The organism is Teretinema zuelzerae (assembly GCF_021021555.1).
Classification (GTDB): domain Bacteria; phylum Spirochaetota; class Spirochaetia; order Treponematales; family Treponemataceae; genus Teretinema; species Teretinema zuelzerae.
In genome coordinates this window covers 1,117,019-1,133,834 of the sequence record NZ_JAINWA010000003.1, presented here as the reverse complement: position 1 = coordinate 1,133,834, position 16,816 = coordinate 1,117,019, and the positions used below count along the sequence as shown (strand labels likewise).

The 16,816-nt window shown below is 58.6% G+C and carries 12 protein-coding genes; 8 read left to right on the top strand and 4 right to left on the bottom strand.

Features of this window, described 5'->3' with window-relative positions; translation table 11 throughout:
* Positions 1 to 73 precede the first annotated feature (73 nt).
* Positions 74 to 1,900 carry a glycoside hydrolase family 13 protein gene (locus tag K7J14_RS12150; protein ID WP_230756654.1) on the bottom strand — a complete coding sequence of 609 codons (1,827 nt, stop codon included), beginning with the start codon at positions 1,898 to 1,900 and terminating at the stop codon, positions 74 to 76.
* Between the two features lie 113 nt (positions 1,901 to 2,013).
* Between K7J14_RS12150 and pulA the strand changes: the two genes are divergently transcribed.
* From pulA to K7J14_RS12135, 3 genes are all read left to right on the top strand, one after another.
* Positions 2,014 to 6,519 (top strand): type I pullulanase, encoded by a 4,506-nt coding sequence (pulA, locus tag K7J14_RS12145; protein ID WP_230756651.1) that lies wholly within the window; start codon positions 2,014 to 2,016, stop codon positions 6,517 to 6,519.
* A 109-nt stretch (positions 6,520 to 6,628) separates the two neighbouring features.
* Complete coding sequence (locus K7J14_RS12140) at positions 6,629 to 7,234, top strand: ATP-dependent Clp protease proteolytic subunit (RefSeq protein WP_408033996.1); 606 nt, start codon at positions 6,629 to 6,631, stop codon at positions 7,232 to 7,234.
* Between the two features lie 202 nt (positions 7,235 to 7,436).
* The gene (locus K7J14_RS12135) at positions 7,437 to 8,810 is read left to right on the top strand and encodes an MATE family efflux transporter (protein WP_230756649.1); all 1,374 of its coding nucleotides are present in this window, start codon (positions 7,437 to 7,439) and stop codon (positions 8,808 to 8,810) included.
* A 107-nt stretch (positions 8,811 to 8,917) separates the two neighbouring features.
* Here K7J14_RS12135 and eno read toward each other — a convergent pair whose 3' ends face one another.
* Positions 8,918 to 10,216 (bottom strand): phosphopyruvate hydratase, encoded by a 1,299-nt coding sequence (gene eno / locus K7J14_RS12130; protein WP_230756647.1) that lies wholly within the window; start codon positions 10,214 to 10,216, stop codon positions 8,918 to 8,920.
* 70 nt (positions 10,217 to 10,286) lie between these two features.
* Here eno and K7J14_RS12125 point away from each other — a divergent pair, with 70 nt between their 5' ends.
* Together K7J14_RS12125 and K7J14_RS12120 are read left to right on the top strand one after the other, a co-directional pair.
* Positions 10,287 to 11,201, top strand: a complete 915-nt coding sequence (locus K7J14_RS12125; protein WP_230756646.1) for a GNAT family N-acetyltransferase — start codon at positions 10,287 to 10,289, stop codon at positions 11,199 to 11,201.
* A 45-nt stretch (positions 11,202 to 11,246) separates the two neighbouring features.
* Positions 11,247 to 12,149: a DbpA RNA binding domain-containing protein gene (locus K7J14_RS12120; RefSeq protein WP_230756644.1), complete on the top strand. Its 903-nt coding sequence runs from the start codon at positions 11,247 to 11,249 to the stop codon at positions 12,147 to 12,149.
* On the opposite strand, the gene K7J14_RS12115 is transcribed toward K7J14_RS12120, so the two are convergent.
* Positions 12,084 to 12,827 (bottom strand): hypothetical protein, encoded by a 744-nt coding sequence (locus K7J14_RS12115; protein WP_230756642.1) that lies wholly within the window; start codon positions 12,825 to 12,827, stop codon positions 12,084 to 12,086. The two genes, K7J14_RS12120 and K7J14_RS12115, sit on opposite strands and share 66 nt — an antisense overlap.
* A 32-nt stretch (positions 12,828 to 12,859) precedes the next feature.
* Here K7J14_RS12115 and K7J14_RS12110 point away from each other — a divergent pair, with 32 nt between their 5' ends.
* The gene (locus tag K7J14_RS12110) at positions 12,860 to 13,522 is read left to right on the top strand and encodes an MBL fold metallo-hydrolase (protein WP_230756641.1); all 663 of its coding nucleotides are present in this window, start codon (positions 12,860 to 12,862) and stop codon (positions 13,520 to 13,522) included.
* Positions 13,523 to 13,524: 2 nt separating this feature from the next.
* Here K7J14_RS12110 and K7J14_RS12105 read toward each other — a convergent pair whose 3' ends face one another.
* Positions 13,525 to 15,186 carry a Na/Pi cotransporter family protein gene (locus K7J14_RS12105; protein ID WP_230756639.1) on the bottom strand — a complete coding sequence of 554 codons (1,662 nt, stop codon included), beginning with the start codon at positions 15,184 to 15,186 and terminating at the stop codon, positions 13,525 to 13,527.
* Positions 15,187 to 15,251: 65 nt separating this feature from the next.
* On the opposite strand from K7J14_RS12105, the gene K7J14_RS12100 reads away from it, so the two are divergent.
* Together K7J14_RS12100 and K7J14_RS12095 are read left to right on the top strand one after the other, a co-directional pair.
* Positions 15,252 to 16,115, top strand: coding sequence for a DUF3798 domain-containing protein (locus K7J14_RS12100; protein WP_230756636.1), 864 nt, complete (start codon positions 15,252 to 15,254; stop codon positions 16,113 to 16,115).
* The gene (locus K7J14_RS12095) at positions 16,108 to 16,815 is read left to right on the top strand and encodes a YfcE family phosphodiesterase (RefSeq protein WP_230756634.1); all 708 of its coding nucleotides are present in this window, start codon (positions 16,108 to 16,110) and stop codon (positions 16,813 to 16,815) included. The genes K7J14_RS12100 and K7J14_RS12095 overlap by 8 nt, the downstream gene beginning before the upstream one ends.
* Position 16,816 lies beyond the last annotated feature (1 nt).

Below are 16,816 nucleotides of genomic sequence, written 5' to 3'. Positions count from 1 at the left end.
TAGAATCGAGCGTTTTCCATGGCCCCCCATGGATAGCCGCTGTCCGGTCCGAAAGGACCGGACAGCTTTTTTTTTATTTTGCGCGCCAGGCGAAGCCGTTCGGCGCGAGCCTGCGGAAGGCTTGATCGTCGATTTCGCCGGGGAGGAGGAGGGCTGAAAGGTCTTTTCCAGAGGCGTCCTTTTTACTCCGGTTTATGAGCACTGTTATGGAACGGGGCTTTCCTTCGGGGATGAGTCCCTTCGTGTCCGGGCTTTCGGTAATCCGCACGCCGAAGAGTCCGGGCGTTTTCCGGCTTGCGAGCCACTCGCGCTTTCCCCGGTTGATCAGAACGCTGTTGTCCTTGCGGAGCGCGACGATCTCTTTGATGAATCCGAACTGTCCGGGAGTTTGGCCTGAGGCGTCCCAGGGCATGCAGCGCCGGCAGTCCGGATCGTAGCCGCCGGTGATTCCGAATTCGCTTCCGTAATAGAAACACGGCGGAGCCGGCAGAACCGCGAGCAGGAGCCATGCCTGCCGCGCGGCTTCGATGTTGTCCTTCACTTGATGGATCAACCGCGGCGTGTCGTGGGAGTCCAGAAGATTGAAGCTGTTTCGCACCACGTTCGGCGGGTACGACATTTCCAGCGTCGTGAAGCGGTGAGCGAGCGCCAGGGCGTCCGGTATTTCGGCCGACTCGTTCAAAAAATCGACGACGGCCTGGCCGAAGTGATAGTTCATGATGGCGTCGTACTGGTCTCCGCGCAGCCAGTCCATAGAATGGTGCCAGATTTCCCCGACTATGAAGGCATCTCTCTTGACCGCCTTGACCCTCTTCCGGAAATGCCGCCAGAATTCGTGGTCGACCTCGTTTGCGACGTCCAGCCGCCAGCCGTCTATGTCGCAGGTTCTAATCCAGTATTCCGCGACGTTCAGGAGATACTCTCTGACTTCCGGATTCGTCGTGTTCAGCTTCGGCATGCCCGTGGTGAAGGCGAAGGTTCTCAGGTTCGTTCCGTGGGAATCACCCGTATCGGAAAGAGCCGCACCTGTCTCGGGGTCGCGGCCGAAAATCGGAAAACCCTTGATGACGAACCAGTCGCGATACCGGGATTCCTCGCCTTTCTCCAGTACATCCTGCCAGGGGCCGAAACTTCGCCCGCTGTGATTGAACACCGCGTCGAGAATCACCCGTATTCCTTTGGCATGCGCCTTTCTGACCAGTTCCTTCAAATCCCCCTCGGAGCCGAATGCAGGATCGATCTTCATATAATCGCGGGTGTCGTATTTGTGAACGGACGGCGAATCGAAGATGGGCGTGAGATAGATTCCGGTGAAGCCGAGCTCCGCGATATGATCGAGCTTCGCGGTAATGCCGGGAAGATTTCCGCCGTAGAACTCCCCGTTGGTGACCGGCCCGTGGTGCCAGGGGAGGGTGTTCCGTGGATTGAGATCCCCGTTTCCGTTGTGATACCGCTCGGGAAAAATCTGGTACCACACCGTGCCCGCTACCCAGTCCGGGGCATGGAAAACTTCAGTCGGCTGGATGTAGGGGAAGATGAAGGTGTTCCAGGTATTCCACCGGTCCACCGTCTCCACGATTCCCTTCTCGCCGAATTCGTAGGCCTGGCGGCCCTTATTCAGGATGAACCAGTATTTCAGCCTGCCGTAGGGAGGGGAAATCCGCGCCTCCCAGTAATCATGGACGGCGGTTTTTCCGCATATGGCCATGGGAGAAAGAACGCTGTTCCAGTGCGCTTCTGTTCCGCTTCGATCCCATTCAAAGGGATCTGCGTAGACCAGGTCTATGCGGTCGATGTCGTCCCGCGCTGTTCTGATGCGAATCAATAGGGTTTCGGCGTCCAATGCCGAACACCAGGCGTCGCCGCAATGATGATATACTGCCGCGGCATTCATCTTCATCCTGTCCTCCAGATCGGGAAAAAAGCCCGATGCAACGGAGTATATGTCTTTTTTTCTGGCAGGTAAACCGCTTTACCTTGAGATTTCGCAATTCTCCTGCTATCATAAGCTTCATGATGATACGTATTCTTCCGGGCGATTCCCGCAGAATGGCATGGACTGATCGGAAAAACGGCTATTTCGAGCTTCTCTCCTGTTCCGCCGACTCCTGCGGCGGGGGGTATTTCCGCGGAGAGACCCGCTATCTTGCGGATGTGTTCCTCTGTCCGGAGGACCACGCCGACTTATACCGGATCAACGCCGCTGAGACCCTTGTCCGGCCCGAGGGCATGACCGTCATTTTCAACCGCCCCAGCTCCGCCCATCCTTCCGGCTCGCTCGGGCTTCACGTCTCCCTTCTGATAAATGAACAGGCGTTCTGGCTCTCCCTTTCTGCCTCCCGCGTATTCGATTCATCCCGCGGTTCAGCGGCCGTTCCCCACGCGGGCTTCGGCCTTGTATTCGATTCCTCTCTTTCAGGAGGCCGCTGGACCCGGGCAGAGCACGGGTCGGCCGTCGTGTGGCACAATCATGCGGGCGCCGCGATCGCCTCCGTTTCTCCCTTCACCGTGGAATCTCCGGACCGGGACCGCGCTGTGCTTTACGCCGAAGGTTCGACCAATCCGGGATGGTATCTCGCTTTCGAATCGACGCCCGAGCGCGCCTGCGCGAAAGCCGCGTTTCTCGCCGCCTCGGACGCGGTGTGCGCCCATCGGAAAAGTGTTGCAGAATTCGTTGATTCCTGCGCCCTCGATACAGGCGATCCTGCCTTCGATTCCGCGGTAAAATGGGCTCGTTTTTCCGGCTGGATGCTCGCCGTCAACGACCACGGCCCCGGCATATGGGCCGGGCTTCCCTGGTTCAGGGATAACTGGGGCCGCGATACCTTCATCGCTCTTTCCGGCATTCTGCTGACGTCCGGCAGGTTTAAGGAAGCCAGAGAAGTTCTCGTCTCCTTCGCCTGCCATCAGAATAAGGATCCGGAGAGTCCTGACTGGGGACGGATTCCCAACCGGTTCCGCGGATCGAACGACGTTATATATAATACGGCAGACGGAACTCTCTGGTTCATCCGTTCTCTCTGGGAGTATCTGCAGTATACCGGAGATCTCGAGATTCTCGAGGAGCTCGGTCCGACCGTCGATCTGGCCCTTCAGTCGGACGCCACGCGCCGCACGGACTCGAACGGTTTGCTTCTCCACGGCGACGCGGACACCTGGATGGACGCCCGCATCAGAGGCAACGAGCCCTGGTCTCCCCGCGGGGACCGGGCGAACGATATTCAAAGCTTGTGGTATACGGCCCTCGTCATCGGATCCCGCATCGCCCGGCTGAAAGGCTTTCCCGCTCTCGCAGAGGAACGCGCGGCTCAGGCCCGGAGGGTGAAAGACTCTTTCCGCCGTCTATTCTGGTGTCCGTCGAGAAAAGCCCTGGCGGATCATCTTCCCCCCGGGCCTCACGGCGAATGGCTTCGGGATTTCCGCGTACGGCCGAATCAGCTGTTCGCGCTCACCGCTCCGGCGATATTGGATTCCCCGCAAACCTCGGGAAAAGAGGGCTTTGAAACTGCCCTTCTGGACGCCGCGCAGTCCGACGCCGTGCTGGAAAACGTCACCCGCGAACTCGCTTCACCGTTCGGCCTGTTCAGCCTCTCCCCGGAGGATCCCCTCTTTCATCCCCGCCACGAGTATCCCGGCCGCTACCACAAGGACGCGGCTTATCATAACGGAACAATCTGGGTGTGGAACACCGGTCCCTACGTAACCGCCGCCGCCCTGTCCCAAACCCGCGCCGGCACCGGATCAGGGACGCTTCCCGATCTCGCGGCCGCCCTTTTGAGGGAAGAAGCCCGCATGATTCTGGAAGACGGCTGCGCGGGCTCCTTGAGCGAAAACATCCATGCGGAGCCCGGCGCGGACGGCAAACCTGTTCTTTCGGGAACCTGGTCCCAGGCATGGAGCGTTTCTGAATTCGCCCGAAACGCCTTTCAGGACCTTGTCGGTTTCAATCCCCGGCTCATCGATCGCCAGATCGAACTGCGCCCCTGTCTTCCCCTGGGAATGAACCGGGTCGCCGCCGAAGTCTTTTTCGGGCCGGGATGGAAGCTGTCGATCGAGCTGCGCCGTCCTGATGCCGACGGGGGCGTGTGGTGCTCTCTTCTATGGAATCCCGGCGTCTCGCCTGATAAAACGGGATCCCGTCTCTCCCTACGCCCGCTCATGGTCTGCGGCCGCCTGCTGGAAGCGGACAAGAGCCTGGAATTCCTTTTGCCTGCCGCCGAACCCGGCGTCTCCTTTCCTCCGTCCTTTCCCGCCCGCCGCTTCGACGCAGAATTCTGCGGCGCTATACATCGAGACGACTGGCTTGAACAGCTGATTTTATCCGGGAGAATGAAAAGCCCGCACGGAGGAGGCTCGAACGCCGCGGCCCTCGAATGGTTTTTCGATTCCGATTATTTTATCGAGAAATACCGGACGAAGGCGGAGCTGGGCGCTGTCTATTCTCGCGATGAAACCGTCTTCCGCCTGTGGGCTCCGACGGCCCGGAACGTTCAGCTGGTTCTCTACCGCGGCGATTCTTCAGCGGAACCCGACGCCGTTCTTCCCGCCCGGGAAGGCACAGTCCAGGAAGGAAGGGCCGGAATCTGGGATCGTTCTCTTCCGGGCGACCAGCACGGGCTCTATTACGCCTGGCGGGTTACGGCGCACGGAATCACGCGCGAGTCCCCCGATCCGTACGCGCGCGCCTGCGGATGCAACGGACTGCGGTCCCAGGTCGTCGACCCCGAGGCGACCGATCCTCCCGGCTGGAACAAGACGGCCGCCCCTTCTCTCGGTTCGCCGAGCGACGCGGTCGTTTGCGAGGTTCACGTCGCGGATCTCACCTCGTCCCCGACCTGGGACGGCCCTGAATCCAGCCGCCGGACATACGAAGGCGCGGCCCTTGCCGGAACTTCTTTCAAGGGCTTTTCCACCGGCTTCGACCATCTGAAAACGATGGGCTTCACCCACGTGCAGCTCATGCCGGTCTTCGATTTTTCCAGCGTCGACGAGAGCCGTTCCCGCGATCCCGAGTACCGCTCGCGTTTTGTTTCCGGCGCATACAACTGGGGCTACGACCCCGGGAACTACTCGGTTCCGGAGGGCTCGTATTCGTCCGATCCTTCGGACGGAGCCGCCAGAATCCGCGAACTGAAAACCCTCGTCCGGGACTACGCGGCGGCCGGAATGGGCGTCATTATGGACGTCGTGTACAACCACGTGCCCGCTGCCCAGAACCATCCCCTCGGCATCTGCGTCCCCGGCTATTACTTCCGCGTGGACAGCTATTCCGGGGCCGGAGACGATACCGCGAGCGAGCGCGTCATGTTCCGGGAGTACATGAAACAGTCCCTGTGCTGGTGGCTTTCCCGGTATAAGCTATCCGGCTTCCGCTTCGACCTCATGGGCCTCCACGATGTGGAAACCATGAACGAAATCATGCGCGAGCTGCGCAGGATCAAAGGGGATGTGCTGGTATACGGCGAAGGCTGGGACATGTACCGCGCCGGTAAAATGGTCGGCGCGAGCATGAAGGAAGCCCGGAAGATGCCCGGCATCGGTTTCTTCAACGACGCCTTCCGCTGCGGAATAAAGGGTCCGGTGTTCAACGCCATGGAAGGAGGATTCGTCCACGACGGAAGCCATCGCGAAGCCGTTAAATTCGGTCTGGTCGGCGCGGTCTTCCATCCCCAGGTGCATAACCGGAAGGTGGACGGCACTGCCAATCCGAATCCCTGGTCGGACCATCCCGGAACCTCGGTCAATTACGCGGAGATTCACGACAACGCCACGCTCTACGATAAGCTTGTCCTGGTAGAGGAACGAGCCGACGAGTCCCGCTACGAAGCGCTCGCCAAGCTGTCGATCGCCCTCGTCGTCCTGTCCCAGGGAATGCCCATCCTTCACGCGGGCATGGAATTTCTGCGCACGAAGGAGATACCTCCTTCCATTCTGGCAGAACACCCCGACCTCTACGACCTGTGGCGCACGAGCGATAAAAAACGGGCGTTCTCCCACAATACCTACAACCTCGGAGACGCCGTCAACGCCCTCGACTGGAGCCGCCGGGCTGAAAAAGACTCTGTCGTGGAATATACGCGCGGCCTCATCGCCCTGCGGAAGGCTCACCCCCTGTTCCGGCTCGGAACAGCCGAAGCGGTTGCCCGGTCACTTTCCTTCTTGGAGAGCGCCTCACAGCCCGCTCCTCATCCCGCAGCCGGAAACGGTGCCGTCTCCGCCGATTCCGCCGCCGGAACGTCCGCCGAATCGGCGTCCTGCCTTGCGGCCCCGCCCATACTCGGCTGGACCATCGACGGGGATGCGGTTCAGGACGCATGGAAGGGCGTCTGCGTTCTGGTCAATCCGGCGGAAATCCCGCAGATCGTCGCGCTTCCCTCGTCGTTCAAGGGAGGCCCCTGGCGCCTTGTCTGCGATGAAACAGGCGTGCTCAAGGGAGACTCAGGCGCGCGCGCGGGAGCGGAAGGCGGCCGGCCGGTAACCGTTCCGAAAAAAGCCCTGTACTTATACGCGGAATTTTAGTACATTGTCTGGAAGCGGCATAAGGCCGGCCCCGGCCGTCCTCTTCCAGTCATATTTCAAGGAGATCCCTGTGCATACACCCTATCAGAACGGGAAAAAAATACGCCCCATCCTCGCGGTCAGAAACGAAGAAGAATCGGAAGACGAAGAAAAGTCCGAAAAAACCGAAGGAATGGATCCCTTCGCGCACAAGTTCCTGAAAACCCGCCAAATCCTTTTATCCGGCGAAATCAACAAACCCCTTGCGGAGAAAATCGTCCGCCAGCTCCTGGTTCTCGAAGCCGATTCCGATGAACCGATCCGCATCTTCATCGACTCCCCCGGAGGAGACGCGGACGCGGGCTACGCAATTTTCGACATGATCCGCTTCATCAAGGCCCCGGTAATCACCGTTGGCATGGGCCTTGTCGCAAGCGCCGGCTCCATCATCCTGCTCGCCGCTCCCAGGGAGCGCCGTTTCGGCCTGCCGAACAGCCACTACCTCATTCACCAGCCGCTTTCCGGCATCAAGGGAGTCGCGACTGAAATCGAGATTCACGCCCTCGAGCTCGAGAAAATGCGCGTTAGAATCAACGAACTGATCGCCGCGGAAACCGGACTTTCCATCGAAAAGGTTTCCAAAGACACCGACCGTGATTTCTGGATGAGCGCCCCCGAGGCGGCCTCCTACGGTCTCATTTCCAAGGTGATAACCTCCCGCGCCGAACTTCCCTGATGTTCAGGTCCGGCGCTCGCAACGGCGTTGTGACCCGGGAACACTGTCTTGTTAGCGGTTCGGCTGTAATACGGCTCCCTCTCGCATCTGCGCGGAGGGGGCTTTTTTATTGTCCTCTTCGGATAGTCCTTTTTTAAAAATTACCGACCATTTATTAATTTCCGCTTGAAACAAAAAAAATCTTGAACTACCTTCTTTCCCTATGAGTACAACAGATATTCGCAACGGTCCCATCGGCCCGGTTCTCGTGCGGCTTTCGCTTCCTGTTCTGATCGGACAGGCGTTCAATCTTCTCTACAGCCTGGTGGACACCTGGTTCATCGCGCGCATCGACACCGCCGATCCCTGGCTCGTCGGATCGACCGGCCTCGTGTTCCCGCTCTTTTTCATTTTTCTCGCGTCGAGCTTCGGCATCTCCGGAGGCGTTTCGTCGCTTGTATCCCGGGCGATAGGGGCGGGCAAGACCGACGAATTGGATCGAACTGCCGAGAGCGGCATCTTTCTCGCTCTCGCGGCCAGCATCATCATCCTGGGGCTCATGTATCCTTTTGCTACCCCGCTGCTTACGCTCTTCGGCGGGCAAGGCAAGCTGCTGGAGTACGGTCTTTCCTACCTTCTCTGGTTGTTGCCGACCGTTCCCTTCATGCTGCTCTCCGCTGTGTTTACCGGAATCCTGCAAGGCGAAGGCCGGACCCGCTACATGATGACCGCGATGATGATCGGCACCGTCGCCAATATTATACTCGACCCGATATTCATCTTCGTTCTGAAGATGGGCGTGGCCGGAGCCGGATTGGCGACCGCCGTCGGAAACGCGATGAGTTTCATCTACCTGGTAACGGTCTTCCTCGCTCCGGGTTCGAGCGTGAAAATTCATTGGAAAGCTTCGAACGTTTCCTTTCCCGTCGTCGGGGAAATTTTGCGCGTGGGGCTTCCCCAGAGCGTTCTCAACTTTCTGTCGTCCATCAGCTTCATTTTCTACAACAGGATTATGACGGACATCAATCCGATGATCCTGACGGCCTTCACCCTCTACTCCCGCCTCGAGCAAATCGCCCTCATCCCGATCTGGTCCCTCTCGAGCGCGCTTTCCTCCCTGGCGGGGCAGGCGGCCGGCGCGGGAGACATTCCCCGCATGAAAAAAGCCGCCGCCGTTTCTTCCGGCATGGGGCTCGCGGTCACCGGCTCTCTGCTGCTGGCTTTCGTCCTCTCAAGCTCCCGTCTGTACGCCGTATTCCAGAGCGATCCCGGAATTCTCTCGCTTGCCGGACAGATCACCGTGTGGATGGCCGCCGCCTCGTTCGCTTCGGTTCCGATATTCATGATAAACACCATTCTTTCGTCCTCCGGTTTCGCCGGATGGAGTCTCGGCCTCACCATCGTCAGGATCTACGTATTCAATGTGCCGGCCTGCTTCATCGGCGCCTATGTCGTCGGCCGGAATCTGTCCTCGGTCATGATCGCCATTTTCATTTCGTCGGTTGTGTCCCTCGGTTTCACCTTTCTCGCGGGCGGTCGTTTCTTCAACGGGCTCGCCTCGGGCCGTTTGAAGATTCGCCTCTCGGCTCAACAATAGCGCGGCGAAGTAAAAAAAAGCCGCTCCCCCGGAGGGGAGCGGCAGTAGTCCGTTTGATTGCAACCGGGCGTTTGAAAGGGGCCGGACGCTCGAGCGTCCGGCTTTTCTTATTTCAGCAGCCTTGCGAAGGTTTCCTTTCCGGCGAAGCGGGCGGTTACCCCGAGTTCGTCCTCGATTCTCATCAGCTGGTTGTACTTGGCCACGCGGTCGGATCGGCTCATCGAGCCTGTCTTGATCTGTCCGGCTTCCATCGCCACCGCGAGATCCGCGATGAAGGTGTCCTCGGTTTCGCCCGAGCGGTGCGAAATGACGGCGGTGTAGCCCGCGTTCTGCGCCATTTTGATCGCGTCGATGGTTTCCGTGACCGAGCCGATCTGGTTGAGCTTGATCAGGATCGAGTTGCATGCGCCTTCCGCGATTCCCTTTTTCAACCGTTCGGTGTTCGTTACGAAAAAGTCGTCTCCGACTATCTGCACCTTGCCCCCGAGTTCTTCGGTGAGCCGGGTGTATCCCGCCCAGTCGTTCTGGTCCAGGGGATCTTCGATGGAGATGATGGGGTAGGAGCCGATCCACTTCTTGTAGAGATCGATCATTTCGTCGGCGGTGAACAGCTTGTCCGGATTAGACTTCCAGAATTTGTATCCCTTCCGTCCGCCGGCGTCGTAGAGTTCGCTCGCCGCGCAGTCGAGGGCGATCATCATGTCTTCGCCGGGGCGGTAATGGGCTTTTTCAATGGCCTTCATGATGTAGCCGAGGGCGTCTTCGTTTCCCATGTTCGGGGCGAATCCGCCTTCGTCGCCTACTGAGGTCGCGAGGCCGGCGTCCTTGAGGATGCCCTTGAGCGCGTGGAACACCTCAGCCGTCATTCTGACCGCTTCCCTCATGGAGTCGGCCCCGACCGGCATAACCATGAATTCCTGGAAGTCGATCTTGTTGTCCGAGTGCTGCCCTCCGTTGATTATGTTCGCCATCGGAAGGGGAAGCTGCATGGTGTGGGCTCCGCCGAGATAGCGGTACAGCGGGATGCCCAGAGAATCCGCCGCGGCGCGGGCTACAGCCATCGAAACGCCGAGAATCGCGTTCGCGCCGAGCTTCGATTTATTCGGGGTTCCGTCGAGGGTGAGCAGAATGTGATCTATTTCCGCCTGGTCGAGGGCGTCCGCCCCGTCGAGCTCTTCGGCGATCGCGTTGTTCACCTGTTCGACCGCGTCAAGAACTCCCTTTCCCTTGTAGCGGTCCATGTCTCCGTCCCTCAGCTCGAGGGCTTCATGCTCGCCCGTCGAGGCTCCCGAGGGAACGGCGGCCCGTCCTCTCGATCCGTCTTCAAGATATACGTCTACTTCGACAGTCGGATTTCCGCGCGAATCCAGAATCTCGCGGCCGTCGATAAATGCGATATTGCTCATAGAATGCCTCCCGTATGTTTAATCAGTCTTACTTTATAATACGGGTAAACCGTGGTAAAATCAAATTATCATGGAATTCGATTTAACCCCGGAAATAACCGACGAGATAATCTTCGCGATGGAGGACCAGACCGGTCATTTCCTCTACGATTCGGCCGAATGCCGCTGCGTGTCCGTCCGCGAGGAATCCGACGAGGACGACGACCGCTATTTCGCTATTCCCGTCTGGGATTCGGTGAGCGGTTTTCGCATGATGGACCGCTTCGCCGCGCAGCTCCGCAATCCCGTCGTTCGGGAGGAGCTCAGATCGGCGCTTTCGGCGGGCCACGGCGTGTTCAGGAACTTCAAGAATATTCTGCGGGGGCATCCTGAAGTCGAGCGTTTATGGTATCAGTTCAAGGAGAGGGAGCTCAGGCGCATCGTCTTCGATTGGTACAACAGCCTCCGGGAATACTGGGGTCTCGAGCGGATCGGCATGGAGCCCGAAGAAACGGCGGATATTGTGAGCCAGGACTTCCTGTTCAGGGAATTCGGCCCCGACGACGAAGGCCAGCTGGACATTCTGTTGTCTTCCGTGGAACGGGAGATCGCGGCGGAAATGCCCCGGGAGCTCGCGGAATCGGTTTTGGATGTGTGGAACAGGATCCGCGGTTTTCAGGATGAAGAAGACGATTCCTGCGTGATGGTCGCCGAGAACTCGGAAGGCGAAGTAGTCGGCTCGGCCTTTTCCCATCCGGTCCCTGAAGGAAGCCTCTTGTCGGCCCAGCTTGTCGATCTCTCTGTTTTTCCCGAATACCGCGGTCTCGGCATCGGCAAGGAGCTTTTGTCGCGCACTATCCAGTACTGGACGTCCAGAGGCTACCGCTGGCTGCTGTTCTCTCCTCCCGTCTATCCTTCGGCCTTTGAACCGGTGCTGATACGCAGCGGTTTTGCCGACAAGGGCCATCTGCATGTGCTCGATTTGAGCGAATCATCCTGCCATTGAGCATATTTCCGATATGTGGCATTATAGAATCCAGGAGAATGTATCGTGGCTAATAACAAGAAACCCGACCTGAACGAAGATCAAATCCTCGCCTTTCTTCAGAACGGCGTAAATGCAATCAAAACCGAGATAGACCCCTTGGAATTGAACGAGTATCGCCGTCTTTTCCGTAAGGCAGTTCCTTTTACCTTACGCGCGTATTTTGCGGCCTGGGTCATCAAACAGCTGGATGAAGGCGTCATGCCTGCGAAGCTTCAGTCAACCTCCCGCAATGGACGGGGAGGCAGAAGCGGCCGCGAAGATCGCTCTTCGCGCAAGGACCGAAACGACCGGTCGCCGCGCCAGGAGAAATCCGAAAACGGCCAGCGCGGAGGCAAACAGGCCCCGCGCGAAAACCCCCGCGCTGAGCGCGGATCCCGCAGCGAGGACAACGCCTCGTCCAACAGGAAGGCTCGCCTCTCCGAACGCTCTTCGGAAGCCAGGGTCAGCGAGCCCCGTCCCGTCCTTCCCGAAGACGTTTCCACCACCCTTTTCGTCAGCATCGGCCGCAACCGCCGGGTATTCCCCCGGGACCTGATCGGTTTGATCATGCAGACCGCGCAGATCGAGCGCGAACATATCGGAGAAATCCGCGTTCTGGACAACTACTCCTTCGTGCAGGTTCTCACCGACGACGCGGAAGCGGTTATCTCGGCCTTGAATGAATCAGAATACCGGGGCAGAAAGCTCGCGGTCAGCTATTCCCGCAAGCGGGAAGAGGGCGCGCCGGATAACGCCGACTCCGACGGACAGGAATCTTCCGCAGCAGACGATTCCTTCGATTCGTCCGGCCCGGAATCCTCCTATGAAGACGACCAAGCCACCGACGAGTACGGCTCCTCTTCAGAGGAAGCCGATTTCACGGATGAGAACGAAGAGAATCCCCCAGTTGAGGACAATGCCGAGTAAGGCAAGCGCAAAGCCGGTCTTCTGTTGAAGCCGGCTTTTTTTTATGTCCGGATTTTCATTGCGCGCCTTCAGGTAATGTGCGGTTATCGTGAGTATCAGGCCCGGCGGACAATAGGGCAGGGCTTTTCCGAATACGGCGATGAGAGCCGCGATTCCGATGTCTTTATAGGCTGAGAAGCGCGATGCTTCTACGAGAAAAAGGAATTCCAGGAAGGCTCCCGCCGCCACGAACCATTTCTTTGCCGTTTCGTCTTCCCGCATCTCCGCAAATTTGGCGTCTTCTTCCTGTTTTCCGCTCCCTTCGCCGGGAGGCGAAATCAGACAGAGATTTTTGCCGAGGCGGTTTTTTGCGGGAAGCCAGAGAATCGACAAGCCCTTTTGGGCGAGAAACACCGAGTCCCAGTTTAATTGTTCGATGACCCCGTTTTCTTCCCGTAGATAAAAGCGGGTGCGGTTCGGCACGACGCGGATTTCTTCGCCGGAGCCGGCAGGGGCCGCGGTCATAATGTTTTCATTGAGGGAAACAAGCGTTCCTTTCACCGGTTTTGAATCGGTCAGGCTCAAAAGACGCCCGACGTCCTTCGCCCTGCGGCGCATCGTCAGCTTTTTGAACGAGAGGGGGAGGGCGTAATAAAACACGATCGCAACGACGATTACCAGGATGAGTCTGGGTATCATTCCCGCTGTCCTCCGGTGTATAATCTGTAATCATGAATGCTGTTACATCCGTTTCCCGAGAGGTCGTCGGCCCGCTTGGGGTCAATGCCTGGTTCATCGATTGCGGCTCAGGCCGCGCTGTTGTAGTGGATCCGGGAGGCGATGCCGACTCGATTATATCACATCTGTCCGCGTTGAACGCCGAACCTTCGGTTTTTTTTCTTACGCACGGACATTTCGATCATTTGTCGGCGCTTCCTGCCCTGAAGAGGAGGTGGCCCGGCGTTCCCGTCGCGATTCATCCGGCCGACTCGGAGTGGCTGGGACCGGGAGCTCATGAGCGGCACCGCGCTTTCTTCGAGGCCCTTGGTTGCGGATGGATGGTCGCCCGCTACGGCGGAGATTTGCCCGCGCCCGACATTCTCCTGTCGGAAGGCGAAGCCCTTCCCGGAGATTTGGTTCCAGGGATGAGCGGATGGAAGGTGCTTCATACCCCCGGCCATTCGCCCGGTTCTGTGTGCTTATATAATGAAGAGTTTTCTATTCTGGTATCGGGCGATACGCTGTTCCGCAGAGGATACGGGCGGACGGACGGGCCGGGAGGCAGCATGGATTCGCTGTCCCGGAGCCTCGAGCGGCTGTTTTCCCTGCCGGCAAGCACTCGCGTGCTGCCGGGTCACGGCGAGGAAACCCTCGTCCGCGACGAAAAAATGTAGGATTATTTGGTAGAAGCGAGCGCCTCGGAGATGCTGAACGCGTGGTCTCCGAGCTTTTCTACGTAGCGCACGATATCGATGTACAGGAGTTCGGCCTTGACGTCCGCTCCTTCTTCAAGCCGCTTGCGCGCGATTTTTTTCAGGTTTTTCCGGAACATGTCGATCTGCTCCTCCATTCCGTGAGCCAGTGCGAGCTGTTCGGAGGAAAGCGGCTTGTTGAGGTGCTCGTGGACGAAGCGGATAAAGCGTTCGGCAAGTTCCATATAGGGTTTCAGGAGGCTGATGTCTTCTTCGCGGAATTTCATCTTTTTATCGACGCTCCGCTGGAACAGCATAGAGATGGCGTAGATTTCGTCGGTCATGCTTTCGAGATCGTCGACCATTCGTATCATCAGGCGCACGTTGTGCACCGTTTTTTCGGAAAGCGGCAGGTGGGACGTATTGACCAGAAAGCGGGACAGTTCTTCCTGCATTTGGTCGGCGTAGTCTTCCTGCACGGCGAGCCGGGGTACGATCTGTGAGAGATTCTCCGCCGACCGGTCCTCGAGGATGCTGTTCATGCAGGTTACCATTTTCTGCACCAAGCTGGACATTTCGAGAATTTCCTTTTCGGCCCGGAATACGTAGGATTCTGCGTTTTCCTTGATGCCCGCGCTCTGGAATTCCAGTTTGTACGCGGGCGGCGGTTCGAAGGCCCCCGGCTTGATGATCCATTCCACGAGATGCGCGATCTGGTTTACGAAGGGCAGGAAGATCAGGGTGTTGACTGTATTGAATACCGTGTGGAGCATTGCCAGGTGCACGGTGATCGATTCAAGATCCATGCCGCCGGGAACCACGAATTCGACAAGGCGGAGGAAGGGGTTGAAGAAGATCATGGCCAGAACCGTGCCGGTAAGGTTGAAAAGCACGTGGACCGCGGCTGCCCGTCGGGCGTTCACCTTGGTTCCTATCGCCGCGAGGACAGCGTCTATCGTCGTTCCGATATTGCTTCCGAGCACCATCGCGGCTGCGAAGGGCCAGTCGAGCAGTCCGTTGTGGGCCATGGTCAGGATGACCGCGGTGGCGGCCGACGACGAGTGGAGGATGATCGTAATGAGCAATCCCGCCATAACGCCTGCAACGAGTCCCAGCGTTCCCTTGTCCGCGAAGAATGCTACGAATTCGAGCTGGTCGGCGGATACGGTCGGAATGGACTTGGAAAGCAGGTCGAGACCGAGAAACAGGAGTCCGAAGCCCATGATCGCCTCGCCGAGACCGTCCCTGTGAAGTCTTTTGAAAAAGGTGATGAAGTATCCGACGCCGAACGCGGGGATGGCGAAGAGGGCCAGCTTGAACTTGAATCCTACGAGGGAAACTATCCACGCGGTAATCGTCGTTCCGATATTAGCGCCGAAGATGACGCCGATCGACTGGGTGAGCGTGAGGAGTCCCGCGTTGACGAAGGAAACCGTCATGACCGTCGTCGCGCTCGAGGACTGGACGATCGCGGTGATGCCGAGGCCGGTCAGAACCGCCATGAAACGGTTGCCGGTCATGAAGTTGAGGATCCGGTGAAGGCCCTCTCCCGCGCTTTTCTGGATGCCGTCGCTCATAAGCTTCATTCCGTAGAGGAGAAGCCCCAGACTGCCGATTATCTCGAAAACGATGATTGTTATCTGCATGATTGCACAATATCAGAATAAAACGCGCTTTTCAACGCGCGGGGAAAGGAGTATCATGATAATTCATGAAGAAATTTCCAGTTTATGCCGTTTTCGCGCTGTCTATCGCGCTTGTCTCTTTTTCATCCTGCGTACCGCGCGGCGAATCTCCGTCGAACCTCGTTCTTTCAGGCGATGGAGCCCAGTCGAAGACCCCGGAGAAACCGCGTTTCAGGCGGCCTTCCGGCGGTCCTGCCGTCTTGCTTGCCATGGGCGAATCCTGGGCTGCGCGGCCGGAGATTCTCGCGGATCTTGCGGCCGAATACGGGCGCTCAGCCGACGGAGGAAGCCTGCGCGTGATGCGCTACCCCGAAGATTTCAAGGTCGAAGGACGGGTTCGCCTTTCCGCCCTGGCCGCAGAAGCCTCCGACTCGCGCGTTTCGACGGTTCTTGCCCTGGGATGTCCTGAAGGAACTTTCAGAGAGCTATTGCGGATACGGAATACCCGGCCGGGAATCAGAATAGCGTCGCTCCTTCCGGAAGACGACCCCCTTTCGGCCGAATCTTCTTCCGACTTCGTGGTCGACCAGTTTGCCGACAAAGCCATCCTTGCGGATGAAACCGGCTCCGGGCTATCCGATAGCGACATTTCCTTTCTCCTGCTCGCTGCAGCCCTCGCCGCCGAAAAACTCGACGCGGGAGCGAATCCTGTCCCGATTCTTTCCGAAAGCCTCCTCGCCGCGAGAAAAGCGTCGGGAAAGAAAAAATACGCGCTGTCATGGAGATTCGAGCCCTGGATCGATTCCGATTCAGGGTTGCGCTCGTTCAATCATGCCGTTCTCGACATGCGGATAGCCGATGCCGCCGGCGGCGCGGCGCCTGTTTCCGGAGGAACCGCGCCGGACGAGGCTCCCGAGGAAGCGCTTCCGGGAGGCGGACTGGATGAATGAACTGTCGTTGACTGCCAAAGGGTATCTGGGGTCGGAAGAGGATGCCGAGCGGATCGCCTCAGCGGAGCGGGCGTCTGTAATGATTATTTCGGATACTCACGGGCATTACGGAGTTTTCGAGGCTATCGTCAGGGAATTCGGGCCGCAGTCGGATGTTCTGCTTTTTGCCGGAGACGGCATGTGGGATGTCGCCGAATATGTTGAAAACGTTCTCGAAAACGAACGGCTCAGGGATGCGCTTCCGCCTCTCGTCTGTTTCGTCGCGGGAAACGGCGACGGCGACAGCTATCGGGTCGGCCTGCCTTCGGGCTTTCCCGAGTCCAGTCCCGAAGAAGCCCCGGGGCGGACGATACCGGTTCCCTCCCGCCAGGTTGTTCGGGTCGCCGGCTCTTCGATACTGCTTGTTCACGGGCATCGCCATTCGGTTGACGTGAGCCCCGAGATTCTCGTGGATTCCGCGCGCGCCCTGGATTGCGACGTTGCGGTATTCGGCCACACCCATGTTCCTTTTTTCGAGGAATACGGCAAGATCGCCGCCTTGAATCCCGGAAGCGCCGCCCGCCCCCGAGGCGGCTCGTCCGCCGGGTTCGCCGTCTTGCAGATCGATCGGGCCGAGCTCGCGCCCCGCGCCGATTTTTACATCGCCAACCAGGGTCTGATGGGCCGCTACTGGTTCGACTCCGCCTATCGGCAGTCCTAGG